11 protein-coding genes are annotated in these 13,350 nt (G+C 66.8%); 4 read left to right on the forward strand and 7 right to left on the reverse strand.

Annotated features, from left to right (window positions below):
* From RCO27_RS04150 to RCO27_RS04160, 3 genes are read right to left on the reverse strand one after another with little or no spacing between them, the layout of a single operon-like run.
* Window positions 1–264: a type II toxin-antitoxin system prevent-host-death family antitoxin gene (locus RCO27_RS04150; RefSeq protein ID WP_309001369.1), complete on the reverse strand. Its 264-nt coding sequence runs from the start codon at window positions 262–264 to the stop codon at window positions 1–3.
* Between the two features lie 37 nt (window positions 265–301).
* Window positions 302–1,390, reverse strand: coding sequence for an MBL fold metallo-hydrolase (locus RCO27_RS04155; RefSeq protein ID WP_309001370.1), 1,089 nt, complete (start codon window positions 1,388–1,390; stop codon window positions 302–304).
* A complete protein-coding gene (locus RCO27_RS04160) occupies window positions 1,368–2,048 on the reverse strand; it encodes a DUF1013 domain-containing protein (protein WP_309001371.1) in 681 nt (226 codons plus the stop codon). Before RCO27_RS04160 ends, RCO27_RS04155 begins: the two co-directional genes overlap by 23 nt.
* A gap of 131 nt (window positions 2,049–2,179) precedes the next feature.
* Between RCO27_RS04160 and cysC the strand changes: the two genes are divergently transcribed.
* Both cysC and RCO27_RS04170 read left to right on the forward strand, forming a co-directional pair.
* Window positions 2,180–3,976: an adenylyl-sulfate kinase gene (gene cysC, locus RCO27_RS04165; protein ID WP_309001372.1), complete on the forward strand. Its 1,797-nt coding sequence runs from the start codon at window positions 2,180–2,182 to the stop codon at window positions 3,974–3,976.
* Window positions 3,977–4,042: 66 nt separating this feature from the next.
* Entirely contained in the window at window positions 4,043–4,540 is a 498-nt protein-coding gene (locus tag RCO27_RS04170; protein WP_309001373.1) for a hypothetical protein, read from the forward strand.
* Between the two features lie 9 nt (window positions 4,541–4,549).
* On the opposite strand, the gene RCO27_RS04175 is transcribed toward RCO27_RS04170, so the two are convergent.
* Window positions 4,550–5,722: an LL-diaminopimelate aminotransferase gene (locus RCO27_RS04175; RefSeq protein WP_309001374.1), complete on the reverse strand. Its 1,173-nt coding sequence runs from the start codon at window positions 5,720–5,722 to the stop codon at window positions 4,550–4,552.
* A gap of 307 nt (window positions 5,723–6,029) precedes the next feature.
* Between RCO27_RS04175 and RCO27_RS04180 the strand changes: the two genes are divergently transcribed.
* A complete protein-coding gene (locus RCO27_RS04180; RefSeq protein ID WP_309001375.1) occupies window positions 6,030–6,515 on the forward strand; it encodes a GNAT family N-acetyltransferase in 486 nt (161 codons plus the stop codon).
* A 24-nt stretch (window positions 6,516–6,539) separates the two neighbouring features.
* Here RCO27_RS04180 and RCO27_RS04185 read toward each other — a convergent pair whose 3' ends face one another.
* Window positions 6,540–7,136: a hypothetical protein gene (locus RCO27_RS04185; protein ID WP_309001376.1), complete on the reverse strand. Its 597-nt coding sequence runs from the start codon at window positions 7,134–7,136 to the stop codon at window positions 6,540–6,542.
* A gap of 169 nt (window positions 7,137–7,305) precedes the next feature.
* Between RCO27_RS04185 and RCO27_RS04190 the strand changes: the two genes are divergently transcribed.
* Window positions 7,306–8,454, forward strand: coding sequence for an alpha/beta fold hydrolase (locus tag RCO27_RS04190; RefSeq protein ID WP_309001377.1), 1,149 nt, complete (start codon window positions 7,306–7,308; stop codon window positions 8,452–8,454).
* Window positions 8,455–8,523: 69 nt separating this feature from the next.
* On the opposite strand, the gene RCO27_RS04195 is transcribed toward RCO27_RS04190, so the two are convergent.
* Window positions 8,524–11,559: a TonB-dependent receptor plug domain-containing protein gene (locus RCO27_RS04195; RefSeq protein ID WP_374990353.1), complete on the reverse strand. Its 3,036-nt coding sequence runs from the start codon at window positions 11,557–11,559 to the stop codon at window positions 8,524–8,526.
* 352 nt (window positions 11,560–11,911) lie between these two features.
* Window positions 11,912–13,300 carry a glutamate synthase subunit beta gene (locus RCO27_RS04200; protein ID WP_309001379.1) on the reverse strand — a complete coding sequence of 463 codons (1,389 nt, stop codon included), beginning with the start codon at window positions 13,298–13,300 and terminating at the stop codon, window positions 11,912–11,914.
* Between the last annotated feature and the right edge of the window lie 50 nt (window positions 13,301–13,350).

Raw genomic sequence — 13,350 nt, forward strand, 5'->3', positions numbered from 1 at the left:
TTACGGCAACGGCCTGAGCAGGAAATCTTCGGGGAACGGATCATCGAAGTCCGGCGACGGATCGCCGAAAACTCGATCGATCCCTCTCGCCCTCTTCCAGCGACTCATGGCCTCGAAGTCGATCCCGCCCTTTTTGCGGACATGTGGCACGACATCGGCGACGGGCTCTCCACGCCGCGTGATCACAACGTGCTCACCATTCTCCACTTCCCGAAGGAGAGCCGGCAGGCGATCCTTGGCCTCCTTGATCGACACATGCTTCATGGCTTGCAATGTAGCCACTGGTGGCCAAGACGGCAACTCATGCTTGTCGGTACCAGTAAACCCCGTCCCGGACCTTACGCACCGCCCGGCCTTCGATCTCCAGATGCCTGAGATGCGCCATCGCCTCGCCGGTCGCGAGACCGAGATGATCGCCCACCGCCCGCGCGAAGAGCACGCCGAAACAGTCCACGGCGCGGCGCGGTTCGGCGAGGTGCGCGTGAAGGGCGTCGAGCCGCCCGTGATGACCCTGGGCGAGGGCGTCGAGCCGCACGTGGAGGCCGGTGAACGGCTCGCCATGGGCGGGAAGGACGAGCAGGTCGTCCGGCAGCGCCTTCAGCTTCTCGATCGAGGCGAGCCACTCGCCGAGCGGATCCGCTTCGGGCTCCGACAGGTTGACCGACACGTTGGAGGTGATCCGCGGCAGCACCTGGTCGCCGGCGATCATCAGCTTGCCGTCGAAGTCGACGAGGCAGGCATGTTCGGGCGAATGGCCCGAGCCGACGACGACCTGCCAGCCGCGCGCGCCGATGCGGACGGTATCGCCGTCCTGTAGGCGGACATGGCTGACGGGCACCGGGCTGACGACGGACGCGAACTGCCCCCAGCCTTTCGCCGCCGCCGCCGAGATCTGTTCCTCGGTCCAGCCGGCCGCACGCCAGGCGGCAAAGGCTTCGGCCGGCGGTGCCTCGCGCACATCGGTGGTCAGCATGCGCGCGAACAGCCATTCGCCGCGCGACATCCAGAGCCGCACTCCGAACCGATCGGTCAGCCACCCGGCAAGGCCGATATGGTCCGGGTGGAAATGGGTGACGATGACCCGCATGACCGTATTGCCGGCGAGCGGGCCGGCAAACAGCGCGTCCCAGGCGTCACGCGACGGCGGAATGTTGAGCCCGGTATCGACGAGCGCAATCCCGCCCTCGTCCCCGAGCACCCAGACGTTGATATGGTTGAGCGCCCCAGGCACCGGCAACCGGCTCCAGCTGATGCCCGGGGCGATCTCGCGCAGGGTGCCAGGCTCCGGACCGGACCGGCCGAAGGGATAGGTCAGCCCGCGATGGCTGTGCGGGACATCGGCCAGCGACGCGTCGGGCGCCGGCGCGTCAGCTGCGGAACGGGTCGACAAAGCCCTGGTCGGATTCGGCGCCCTCCGCGGCATGCGCTGCCTCGGCCTCACGGACCGCTGCCTCGCGCTCGGCGCGCAGTTCCTCGATCAGCGCCTCGCGGTCGCGGACCATGCCGGCATCGTTCTGCACCGCCTCGATGCCCGCCGCCTTTGCCGCCTTCGCCACCGCCGCGTCGAGCTCGCGCTGCGAGGTGAGGCCGAGCGTCACCGGATCCTTGGGCTGGATGTTGGCGATGTTCCAGTGGCTACGCTCGCGGATCGCCTGGATGGTCGAGCGGGTGGTGCCGATGAGCTTGCCGATCTGGCCGTCCGAAAGCTCCGGATGGTTGCGGATCAGCCAGGCGACGCCGTCCGGCTTGTCCTGCCGCTTGGAGACCGGCGTGTAGCGCGGCCCCTTGGTGCGCACCGCCTGGTCGGGCTCGCGGTGCATCTGGAGCTTGTAGGCGGGATCGGCCTGTCCCTTCTCGATCTCGTCCATGGTGAGCTCGCCCGAGCGGAGCGGATCACGGCCGGTGAGCTTGGTTGCGGCGGTATCGTCCGCGATCGCCTGGACCTCGAGAATGTGCAGACCGCAGAACTCGGCGATCTGCTGGAAGGTGAGCGCGGTGCTGTCGACGAGCCAGCTGGCCGTCGCGTGGGGCATGAGCGGCTGGGCCATGAAATCCTCCGGAAACAATAAGGGCCGCCCCTTCCCGGAGCGGCCGACGCATGGCGGCGATGTAAGCCGGAGCGGGAGGCGACGCAAGCCAAAGCGTTTGAAAAGCGTCGGTCCGCCAGTAACGTGCGGCGATGAAATCCATGCTGCGCTTCATGACCTCCGGCTCGGTCGACGACGGCAAATCGACCCTGATCGGCCGATTGCTGCGCGACAGCGGCGCGCTGCCGGAAGACCGGATCGGCGACGTCACCGATCTGGCGCTGATCGCCGACGGGCTGGAGGCCGAGCGCGAGCAAGGGATCACGATAGATGTCGCTCATCTTTCCTTCGCCACATCGAGGCGGCGGTTCCTCCTCGCCGATGCACCGGGGCACGAACAATATACACGCAACATGGCGACCGGCGCCTCGAACGCCGATGCCGCGATCGTGCTGGTGGATGCGTTCAAGGGACTGCTGCCTCAAACCCGGCGGCATGCCTATATCGCCCGCCTGCTCGGCATCCGGACCTTCTGCCTCGCGGTCAACAAGATGGATCTGGTCGGCTTCGATCGCGACCGGTTCGAGGCGATCGCGGCAGAGCTTGCGGCCTTCCTGGCGCGGATTGGCGGCGGGGCGCTGACGGCAATCCCGGTCTCTGCGTTGCACGGGGACAATGTGGTCGAACGGTCGACGGATACGCCCTGGCACGAAGGTCCGACGCTTCTCGACTATCTCGAGACGGTCGAGGTCGCACCTCAGGGATCGCACATTCGGTTTCGAATGCCGGTGCAGCATGTCATCCGCGACGGATCGTTCAGAGCCTATGCCGGAACAATCGCAGCGGGACAGGTGAAGCCGGGCGACGACGTGGCAATCCTGCCATCCAATAGACACGCCAGGATTGAACGGATCGTTGCGATGGGTGGCGATCTCGAGGTGGCGGAGGCGCCCCAGTCGGTGGCGCTGACCTTCACCGATCCGATCGACTGCTCGCGCGGCGACATGATCGCCGATCCCGAGCATCCGCCGCATATCGCCGACCAGTTCGAAGCGACATTGATCTGGATGGGCGATGCGCCGTTGCTGCCGGGCCGGCAATACCTGCTCAAGATCGGGACCCAGACCGTACCGGCGACGGTCCAGAAGCCCAAGCACAAAATAAGTGTCGATACGCTGGAGCAGCTCGCGACGAAGACATTGGAGCTGAACGAGATCGGCACTGCGAATGTCTGGACCGCCCGGCCGATCGTCTTCGAATCTTATGAGGCCAATCGGCCGCTCGGCGGCTTCATCCTGATCGATCGTCTCAGCGGCAACACGGTGGCCGCCGGCCTGATCCATTTCGCGCTCTATCGCGCCGAGAATGTCCATGCCCAGGCGCTGACGGTGACGGCCGAGCGACGGGCAGCGCTGATGGGCCAGGCGCCGAAGCTGCTCTGGTTCACCGGCTTGTCCGGCGCCGGCAAATCGACCATCGCCAATCTGGTCGAGACGAAGCTGCACGCGCTCGGGCGACACACCTTCCTGATGGACGGCGACAATGTCCGCCTGGGGCTCAATCGCGATCTCGGCTTCACCGCCGCCGACCGGGTCGAAAACATCCGCCGCGCCGGCGAGGCGGCCAGGCTGATGACCGATGCGGGCCTCATCGTCCTCGCCGCCTTCATCAGTCCGTTCCGCGCCGAACGCGACATGGTCCGTGCGATGATGGGCGGCGGCCGGTTCGTCGAAATCTTCATCGATACGCCGCTGGAGGAAGCCGAGCGGCGCGACGCCAAGGGCCTCTACGCCCGTGCCCGAGCCGGCGAAATCGCGAACTTCACCGGCATCGCCTCACCCTACGAACCGCCGGAGAGGCCCGAAATCCGGATCGACACATTGGCGACGAGCGCCGGGACGGCGGCCGACCTGATCGTCCGCTACCTGGAGGATCGCGACGCCGGATAGGCAGGTTCGGCGGTTGCGTCCCTTCGGGCGGCGCTCTATGCCTTCGGGCGTGAGGGGGAATTCGACATGTTTTTGACGGCCTTAGCGCTGGCGACGGCGATGCCGCCGCGGCCGATGATGGCGGAGGTCTCGCGCGATCCGATCACCGATCAGGTCCGCGCGCGCGCCGTGCTCAACGACAATCGCAACCAGCTGATCGTGGCCTGCGATCCGACCCGGTATCGCGGCATGCGGGTGATGCTGCGCTTCCCGAGCTGGTTCGACCGCGGCAATATCTTCAGCGGCGTCAGGCCCTTCACCTACCGGTTCGATGCCAATCCGCCGCGCCGCTTCAACTGGCATATCCAGGACGACACCGCCACGCTCACCGGCCGCCGCAAGGTGGAGTCGTTCGTCCAGTGGCTGAGCTCTTCGGAGCGGCTCGTTATCCGTGCCCGCGATGTCGAGGAGCGGCCTGTCGACCTCAGCTTCCGCATTGCCGGCGCGGCGCCCGCCCTCGCCCAGGTCCGCGAGGCCTGCACCCAGCCGAGACGGCGGCGTGGCTTCTGGTGGCCGTTCTCCTAGGGAACCCGGCTAGCCGGCCAGGAACTTCTTCACGCCGCGTGCCGCCTGTCGGATGCGCTGCTCGTTCTCGACGAGGGCGATGCGAACATAGCCTTCCCCTTCCTCGCCGAAGCCGGAACCGGGCGCGACCGCAACGCCGGCTTTCGAGAGCAGCTGCTTGGAGAATTCGAGCGAGCCGTGCCTGCGCCACGCCTCCGGGATCGGCACCCAGGCGAACATGCTGGCCTCGGGCGGCGGCACGTCCCAGCCGGCCCGGCCGAAACATTCGACGAGGCAGTCGCGCCGGCTCTTGTAGAGCTTGCGGTTGGCCTCGACGATGTCCTGCGGCCCGTTGAGCGCGGCGGCGGCCGCCGCCTGGATCGGCGTGAACGCGCCATAGTCGAGATAGGATTTCACCCGGCCGAGCGCGCCGATCAGCGCCGGATTGCCGACCGCGAAGCCGATCCGCCAGCCGGCCATCGAATAGGTCTTGGACATCGAGGTGAACTCGACCGCCACCTCCTTCGCGCCCGGCACCTGGAGGATCGAGGGCGTCGGCACGTCGCCATAGTAGATTTCGGCATAAGCAAGGTCGGAGATGACCCAGAGGCCATGCGCCTTCGCGAAATCGACGACCTGCCGGTAGAAATCGATGTCCGCGACATAGGCTGTCGGGTTGGACGGATAGCCGATCACCAGCACTTTCGGCGTCGGCACGGTGTAGCGCACCGCCCGTTCCAGCTGGGTGAAGAAATCCGGCCCCGGCGCGGCGGGGATCGAGCGGATCGCGGCGCCCGCGATGATGAAGCCGAACTGGTGGATCGGATAGGAGGGATTGGGCGCGAGCACGACGTCACCCGGCGCGGTGATCGCCTGGGCGAGATTGGCGAGGCCCTCCTTCGACCCCAGCGTCACGATCACCTCACTGTCGGGGTCGAGATCCACGCCGAAACGGCGCTGGTAATAGGCGGCTTGCGCGCGGCGGAGGCCGGCAATGCCCCTGGAGGCCGAATAGCCGTGGGCGCGTGGATTGCGGGCGACCTCGGCCAGCTTCTCGACGACATGCGCGGGCGGCGCGCCGTCCGGATTGCCCATGCCGAGATCGATGATGTCCTCGCCCCGCGCCCGCGCCGCCGCCTTCATCGCATTGACTTCGGCGAAGACATAGGGCGGCAGGCGGCGGATGCGGTAGAAATCGGTCATGGCGTCACCGCCTCTGGCCAGCGTGCGGTCCAGGCGCAAGCCGAAAAGTTCGGCGGAAGTTTCATAAGGTTCAGCTTCCCTGGGCGAAAAATCCGGCCTCCCGCGGGTGGATGAAAGCTCGGGATGAGCCGTGACTTCGGTGCAAGACAGGTTGCGGGCGTCATCCCGCCAAGGTGACAGGCGAAATCCTATTTGTATCCAACAATCCTCCCCGCCCCGATATCGCGGCGCTCATCCCCATCAAACTTTCCACACCTGCGCATTCCGCTAAAGCGCCGCACCATGCGGACACGCGCCGGAGACGATCATGAGCTTCAGAATCCTGCCTTATGACGAGACGTATCGAGCAGAGGTCCTCGCCCTGTCCCTGCGATCCTGGGCACCGGTGTTCGCGCAGCTGGAGCCGGCCGTGCCGCCCTACGTCTACCACACCTTCTATCCGGACGGATGGGGGGCACGGCAGACCGCCGACATCGGGCGGTTCCTCGATGCCGAAGGTCGGTGCGTGTGGGTGGCATGCGACGACAGGGCAGTGCTCGGCTGGGTCGGCGTTCGCCTGCATCCCGAAGATCATATGGGCGAAGTCTATATCCTTGCCGTCGATCCGGACCGGCAACGGCAGGGGCTCGCACGGGCGCTGCTCGAACGGGCTCTCGACCACATGCGGGACGCCGGGATGAGGATCGCGATGGTCGAAACGGGCGACGATCCCGGCCATGCCCCGTCGCGCGCGGCCTATGAGCGGAGCGGCTTCGAACGATGGCCGGTCGCCCGCTATTTCCGGGAGCTCTAGCACACCCGGCTGGCCGTGACATCGTCAACCCGAGCGCCGGAGCGCGAGCCTCCCCTGCCGCCGACCGACCGGGTGCGCGGACGACCAGGACGCCAGCGCCAGCAGGGCCGCGCCGAGCAGCTCCAGCGGCTCCTCAATCAGCCGCGTGCGCGGTCGTTCCAGCAGGTCACAGGCCAGTGCGATGGCCAGCGCGGCCGAAGCGAGGGCGACGAGCGCGCGGCGACGATCGGTTGCCACCCAATGAACCAGGCCCTGAACGGTGACTCCGGCCCGGACGACAAGCCGTGCGCCGATGCCACCCGCCAGCGCCGACGCGAAGCCAGCCAAGGCCAGATACAGCGGCGACATCGAGACCGCGCGCCAGGCGAGCAGCACCAGGTCGTGCGCACCGTCCAGTTCGCCGCCGCCGCGCATCGCGGGCATCGACCATCCGAACAGGCGGGCGCCGAAGCTCAGCTCGGACAGGCAGCAAATCGCCGCGAGAACGGCAGCGTAGAAGCGAAGCCAGCCAAGATCGGCCAGGTGTCGCCATCGGAGTACAATCGTCAGGGCCGCGATCGCGAACAGGCCCGCCGAGGCCCACTCGATCGGACCGTCCTCGCCGAGTGCGGCCCCGATCATCGCACCCCTCTTCTGTTCGGCTTCTCTCGCGCCACCGCTTCTTCCGAGCTTCTGTCCATGCTGCTGATGACTGCCGACGGATGGATCGGGCCTGAACACCTCCGCCGCCTCCGGCCCTGCGGAAAGTGCGGTCTGTCGCGCCGTCGTCCTTTGCGATAAGGTTGCGCCTATGCGGGGGGCTCTCAAGACCCTGACCATCATGCTGGCCGCCGTCGCGGCAATGATCGCGCTGCCCGGGGCTGCGCTCGCCCAGCGTGCCGGGACGCTGATCGACGCGCAGTCGGCGCGCGAGGCGCCGGCGGGCATGCGGGCCTGGAGGATACGCTACTGGACCACGAGCGATCGCGGCCGGCCGATCCAGGTGACCGGCATGGTGATCGCACCGCGCGGACGGCCGGGGCGCGAGCCGCGACCGGTGATCGCCTGGACCCATGGCGCGCTCGGCGTCGCATCGCGCTGTGCACCGTCGATCGGCGAGCTCAACTTCACGATGATACCGACGCTGAGCGACGTGCTTCGGCGGGGCTATACGGTGGTCGCGCCGGATTATCCGGGGCTCGGTTCGGAGGGAATGCACCCGTTCCTGGTCGGGACCAGCACCGCCCATTCGGTGCTCGACGCGGTGCGCGCCGCGGGCGGCATTCGTGAGGCGGCGGCGTCGCGCCGCTTTGCGCTGTGGGGCGAATCCCAGGGCGGCCATGCGGCGCTGTGGAGCGGCCAGCTGGCGCGCAGCTATGCGCCGGATCTCGACCTCGTCGGCGTCGCCGCGATCGTGCCGCCGACCGACCTCGCCCGCAATTTCGCGGACGGCAGCGACCAGAATGCGCGGGCGATGCTGACCGCCTTCACCGCGACGAGCTGGTCGCGGCACTTCGGCGCGCCGCTGACCGCCTTCGGCCGGCGGTCGACCCAGAACGTCATTATCCGGCTCGCCGACAACAACTGCATCGAGGTCAGTGGACGGCCGCGGCTCGGCACGATCATCGGCATTGCCGTCGCGCGGCAGGCGATCCGGGGCGTCGATCTGGCCCGGACCCAGCCCTGGGGTGCGCTGATGCGGGAGAACAGCGTATCGCCGCGGGCCGTGCCGTCTCCGCTCATGGTCGTCCAGGGCACCGCCGACACGATCGTCGCGCCGGCGGTGACGCTCGACTTCGTCTGGCGCGCCTGCGCAAGCGGCAAGACAGTGCGCTTCATTTCCGTCCCTGGAGGCGAGCACGCGACAGTGGCTCGGACCGAGGTCCGCACGACGCTCGACTGGATCGACGCGCGGTTCCGCGGCGAGCGGGCGCCGAACGACTGCCGATCCTTATCGTGATCCCTCCGTGTCGCGGATGAAAAAGGGGCGACCCGAAGGCCGCCCCTGGAGTTGCAGTCGCGAAGGGACCTAGAAGTCCACCCGTACTCCGGCCCGGAAGGCACGGCCGAAGATGCCCGTTCCCCCCTGGACGGCATTGTAGAGATGCGCGCCATAGGTGACCGGGTCGATCGGCGGCAGGTCGTCCAGCACGTTGAGCACGTTCACGTAGAAGGTGAACTGATCGTTGAGCTGGAACTGGCCGGTGAGATCGAGGGTGACGTAGTCATCGACACGGCAGGGCGTGTAGCCAGGGGACAGGCCGCAATCGCCCGCCGTGTCGGGACCGGTCTCGTCCTCGGCCGACAGATCATAACCGCCGAACCAGTTGACGATCCCGGTGAGGGTGAACTCGTTATATTCCAGCGAGTTCACCCAGCTGCCCCGCCAGCGCGGCGTGCCCGAGCCGGCCGTCAGGGCAAAGTTGCCGAGCGTGCCTTCATAGTCCTGCTTCGTCCCGTCCGGGAAGGTCGTGCTGAGCTCCAGGATATAGCTCGCCTCCGCATTGGTCCGCCACCTGAGCCCCGGCGCCAGCTCGAAATTCGCATTGGCAGCGAAGTCGAGGCCTTCCGACTTGATCGTGTTGGCGTTCACCAGCTGCGATTCGACGAAGGCCGGGCGCGGCAACGCATCGGGGAAGTTGGGATCCGGCGCATCCGGGATCACATTGTAACCGTCCGGGATCGGCTGCCCGGCAAAATAGGCGTCCAGCGCCGGACCGATCGGCGCCGACGTGATCGCCCCCGTCTTGCGGATGTTGTAGTAGTCGACCGAGAGCGTCACGTTCGGGATCGGCCGGAAGATCGCGCCCAACGTGAAGCTGCGCGACTTTTCCGGCTCCAGATCCGGCGAGGCCAGCGTCGTCAGGCCGCGCGAGTAATTGGTGATATAGGCCGGGCACCCGTCCGGATTGTCGCTCCGGCAGTCCGGCCCGTATTGCGAAAGGAACGAGTTCGGCAGGGTCGAGGTCGACACGGTGACGAAGCCGGTGGTCGGCAACGCATTGGCCTCGCCGAACGACGGGATGCGGAAGCCGCGTGAATAGGTGCCGCGCAGCGTGATCTCCGGAATCGGCCGGAAGATGATGCCGGCCTTCGGCGAGAAGGAGTCCTGTCCGCTCGAGTAACGGTCGTAGCGGCCGGAGACGTTCACCTCGACCTGCTCGATGATCGGCGCGTTGACCTCCGCAAAAGCCGAATAGACCGTGCGGTTGCCCGAGGTGCCGAACGCGTTCAGCGTGAAATAGCGCTGTGTCGGGCCATCCGTGTCGGGGTTGGCGCTGGGCGCGTCCACCGCCTCGTACCGGATTTGCGCACCGAAGCCGAGCTCGAGCGGGCCGCCGGGCAAGTCGGCCAGCGCAGTGCTGAGATTGACCTGGGCCGCATAGAGATCGGACGAGGCATTGGTGACATTGTCGGGGGAGACGAAATCCAGGATGTCCTGATCGTTGAGCTCGGGATTCACGAAGTTGAACGTGCCCTGCGCGATCGCGGTCAGCATGTTGGCGATGTAGACATAACCTTGCTGGAGGCGACGCAGGTCGTTGTGCATTGCCGTCGCTTCGACGCTGTAGTCCCAATTGTCCCACAACGTGCCGGAAATGCCGAACGCCGCGCGATACACGCGACTGCGGGTCTCGTTATACACGGGGTCCTGGATCGGCCGGCCGAGAATGCGGGCGACCTGGCCCTGCGCCGCGAACGGATTGTTCGGATTGAGAACGCCGTTGGTGGCATCGCAACCAGTATTGGTGCCGCGCGCGTCGCCGACGCCGTTCGGGCACACGTAGACCGGCAGGGTCAGTGCGAAGGATCCCGGCGCCAGTGCCGCCGACGGACCGGCGGCCGTCGAGAACGGCCGGAACAGGATGCCTGCATTCGCCTGGCCGCGGAACACCGGCGGCGCGCCGGTGAAGTTCACGGTGCTCTGCTGGAAATTGACCATCAGATAGGCTTCGGACGAATCGCCGACCTGGACCGTGAACCGGCCAGACCCGCCGAACCGCTCGATGTTCGGCGCCACCACGCCATAGCGATTGGTGATGTCCACCGTACAGACCGGGGTGTTGATGGGGGCCACCGCATTGGCGGCGTTCGCGATCTCCTCCGGCGTCAGGTTGTAGCCGGGGCCATATTGGCAGCCGGCCGCCGGATTCAGCAGCTCGTACCGGCTGCCGGGGATCGTCGCGTTCGTGCCGGTGTAGGGCCGGACATAGACGTCATATCCGACCAGGAAGCCTTCGAGCTGACCGCTTTCGGGATCCCGCGAGTTGACGATGTTGTTGGGACCGCATTCGCCCTCGAAGCAGATCGCGGTCTGATCGTCGGTGTTGAACGGATATGGGAGCTCGCGGTTGTAGACCGCCTCGGAGCGGTAATAGAAGCCGCTCAGATAGGCATTGAACCCCTGGCTCGCGAGATCGCCGATGCCGGCGGTCAAGCTCAGACGGTAATTGGCAGCGTCGCCGTCCTGCGAGATGCCCGCCTCGCCGCGGGCCCGCACGCCCTGGAACTCACGCCGGGTGATGATGTTGATCACGCCCGCGATCGCGTCGGCGCCATAGGTCGACGACGCGCCGTCGCGCAGCACCTCGATCCGCTCGATAATGTCGTCGGGGATGGTGTTGAGGTCGACGAAGTTGCGGGAGCCGTCGTCCGCCAGCGGATAGTAAGCGGCGCGCTGGCCGTCGAACAGGACCAGCGTGGAGTTGGTCGAGAGGCCACGCAGGGACGCGGCGGACGCGCCGGCGGCGAAGGCGCCGTTGGCGGTGAAGGAATTGGTGAGCGCCGGACCGTTGTTGGACGTGAGCTGCTGGATCGCGTCCTGGACCGTGTTGATGCCGCGCCGGTCGAGATCGTCGCTGGTAACGACGGTCACCGGAGACGGCGTCACCTGGGTCCGGAACAAGGTGCCCGTGACGACGATCTCGTCTTCCGGTCCGGCACCGACTTCGGGTGCGGGCGGAGCGATGTCGGTGGTTTCCTGGGCGTATCCCGGCGAGGCGGCGCCGGCGAACCCAAGCAAGAGTGTCGAAGCAAGAAGATGGCGACGAAGATTCGTCCTCATACGAAGCCCCCTAGCAATGCGGCAAAGCCGCTTCCTCACCTCACTTCGTCGTCGCTGTTTTGTAGCTCATCTGGCGAAGCGTTTTGCGAGTCGGTTTCCCGCCGACCTCACTGGACTTGGCTAACCAACGATAATTCGTCGTACAATGAAAGTTATCTTCGAGTCTTATTATGCAACTTAGCTGTAGCGCTTTTGTCACAGTTCGATCGCGCTACGCGTTGGCCGGCCTCGACCGTTGGCTTGGCGCGACCTGTCTCGCGCGTCCGGCGGGAGCGACGCGTGAGTCATTTGGGTGGAGGTCAGACGGTTGCCGGGACCTTGGATGCCGGACCGTAAATGCAGGCGGACGCCGCTAGGCGGTGATCGCCTCTGCCATCAGATGCGCATGGACTGCCGCCGCGCATTCGCGGCCTTCGCGGATCGCCCAGACGACGAGGCTCTGCCCGCGGCGGATGTCACCGCAAGCGTAGATGTTGGCCCGGGAGGTTTCGTAGCGGCCGAGGTCGGTCGAAACGGTGTCGCGAGGAGTGAGGTCGACGCCGGCCCGGGTGGCGATGCCGGGCTTCGGTGTGCCGGTGAAGCCCATGGCGAGGAGGACGAGGTCGGCCTTCAGCACGATTTCCTTGCCGTCCTGTTCGCAGACCAGGGTAGTGACGCGGCCATCCTCGCCGTCGAGGCGGGAGGTGACGACGGAGAATTCGCGCTCGGCGCCCTCCTCCTGCGACGAGGAGGTGCGCAGCTTCATCGGCCATAACGGCCAGGTGAGCGCCTTGTCCTCCTTGAGCGGCGGCTCGGGCAGGATTTCGAGCTGGGTGACCGAGGCGGCGCCCTGGCGGTTGGCGGTGCCGATGCAATCGGAGCCGGTGTCGCCGCCGCCGATCACGATGACATGTTTGCCCGTGGCGAGGATCGGCGCGTTCGCCTCGGGCAGGCCGGCGACGCGGCGGTTGGACTGGGTCAGATAGTCCATTGCGTAGTGAACGCCGTCCAGTTCGCGGCCGGGCACGGGCAGGTCGCGCGGCTGCTCGGCGCCGCCGGCCAGGACCATCACGTCGTAATCATCCATCAGCCGGTCGACCGAGACGGTGACGCCGACCTCGATATGCGGGCGGAAGATGACGCCCTCGATCTCCATCTGGGTGATGCGGTGGTCGATCAGGTCCTTGGCCATCTTGAAGTCGGGGATCCCGTAGCGGAGCAGGCCGCCGACCCGGTCCGACTTCTCGAACACGGTCGGCGAATGGCCCATGCGGGCGAGCTGCTGCGCGCAGGCGAGGCCGGCCGGGCCGGAGCCGACGACGGCGATGCGCTTGCCGGTGCCCCGGTCGGCATTTTGCGGAGTGATCCAGCCTTCGCGCCAGCCGCGGTCGACGATCTCGCATTCGATCGACTTGATCGTGACCGGATCGTCGTTGAGGTTCAGCGTGCAGCTCGCCTCGCAGGGCGCCGGGCAGACGCGGCCGGTGAATTCGGGGAAATTGTTGGTGCTGTGGAGCCGCTCCAGCGCGGCCTTCCACTGGTCGCGGCTGACGAGGTCATTCCAGTCCGGGATCAGGTTGTTCACCGGGCAGCCGGAGTGGCAGAAGGGAATGCCGCAATCCATGCAGCGCTCGGCTTGTTTGCGCGTGGCGTCCGCAGCGAGCGGTTCGACGAACTCGTCCCAATGCTTGAGGCGCTCCGCGACCGGGCGGTAGGCGCGGTCGCTGCGGGCGATCTCCAGGAAGCCGGTCGGGTTCGCCATTATTCCGCCGCCTCCCCACGGCCGTCATTGCGAGGAGCGTAGTGACGAAG

The organism is Sphingosinicella sp. LHD-64 (assembly GCF_031157375.1).
Lineage (GTDB): Bacteria > Pseudomonadota > Alphaproteobacteria > Sphingomonadales > Sphingomonadaceae > Allosphingosinicella.

What these genes read in the sequence shown, in the direction of transcription:
- RCO27_RS04200 (WP_309001379.1), bottom strand. Translation starts at nt 13,300, where the DNA reads ATGGCGAACCCGACCGGCTTCCTGGAGATCGCCCGCAGCGACCGCGCC.
- RCO27_RS04160 (WP_309001371.1), bottom strand. Translation starts at nt 2,048, where the DNA reads ATGGCCCAGCCGCTCATGCCCCACGCGACGGCCAGCTGGCTCGTCGAC.
- RCO27_RS04150 (WP_309001369.1), bottom strand. Translation starts at nt 264, where the DNA reads ATGAAGCATGTGTCGATCAAGGAGGCCAAGGATCGCCTGCCGGCTCTC.
- cysC (WP_309001372.1), top strand. Translation starts at nt 2,180, where the DNA reads ATGAAATCCATGCTGCGCTTCATGACCTCCGGCTCGGTCGACGACGGC.
- RCO27_RS04175 (WP_309001374.1), bottom strand. Translation starts at nt 5,722, where the DNA reads ATGACCGATTTCTACCGCATCCGCCGCCTGCCGCCCTATGTCTTCGCC.
- RCO27_RS04185 (WP_309001376.1), bottom strand. Translation starts at nt 7,136, where the DNA reads ATGATCGGGGCCGCACTCGGCGAGGACGGTCCGATCGAGTGGGCCTCG.
- RCO27_RS04170 (WP_309001373.1), top strand. Translation starts at nt 4,043, where the DNA reads ATGTTTTTGACGGCCTTAGCGCTGGCGACGGCGATGCCGCCGCGGCCG.
- RCO27_RS04190 (WP_309001377.1), top strand. Translation starts at nt 7,306, where the DNA reads ATGCGGGGGGCTCTCAAGACCCTGACCATCATGCTGGCCGCCGTCGCG.
- RCO27_RS04180 (WP_309001375.1), top strand. Translation starts at nt 6,030, where the DNA reads ATGAGCTTCAGAATCCTGCCTTATGACGAGACGTATCGAGCAGAGGTC.
- RCO27_RS04195 (WP_374990353.1), bottom strand. Translation starts at nt 11,559, where the DNA reads ATGAGGACGAATCTTCGTCGCCATCTTCTTGCTTCGACACTCTTGCTT.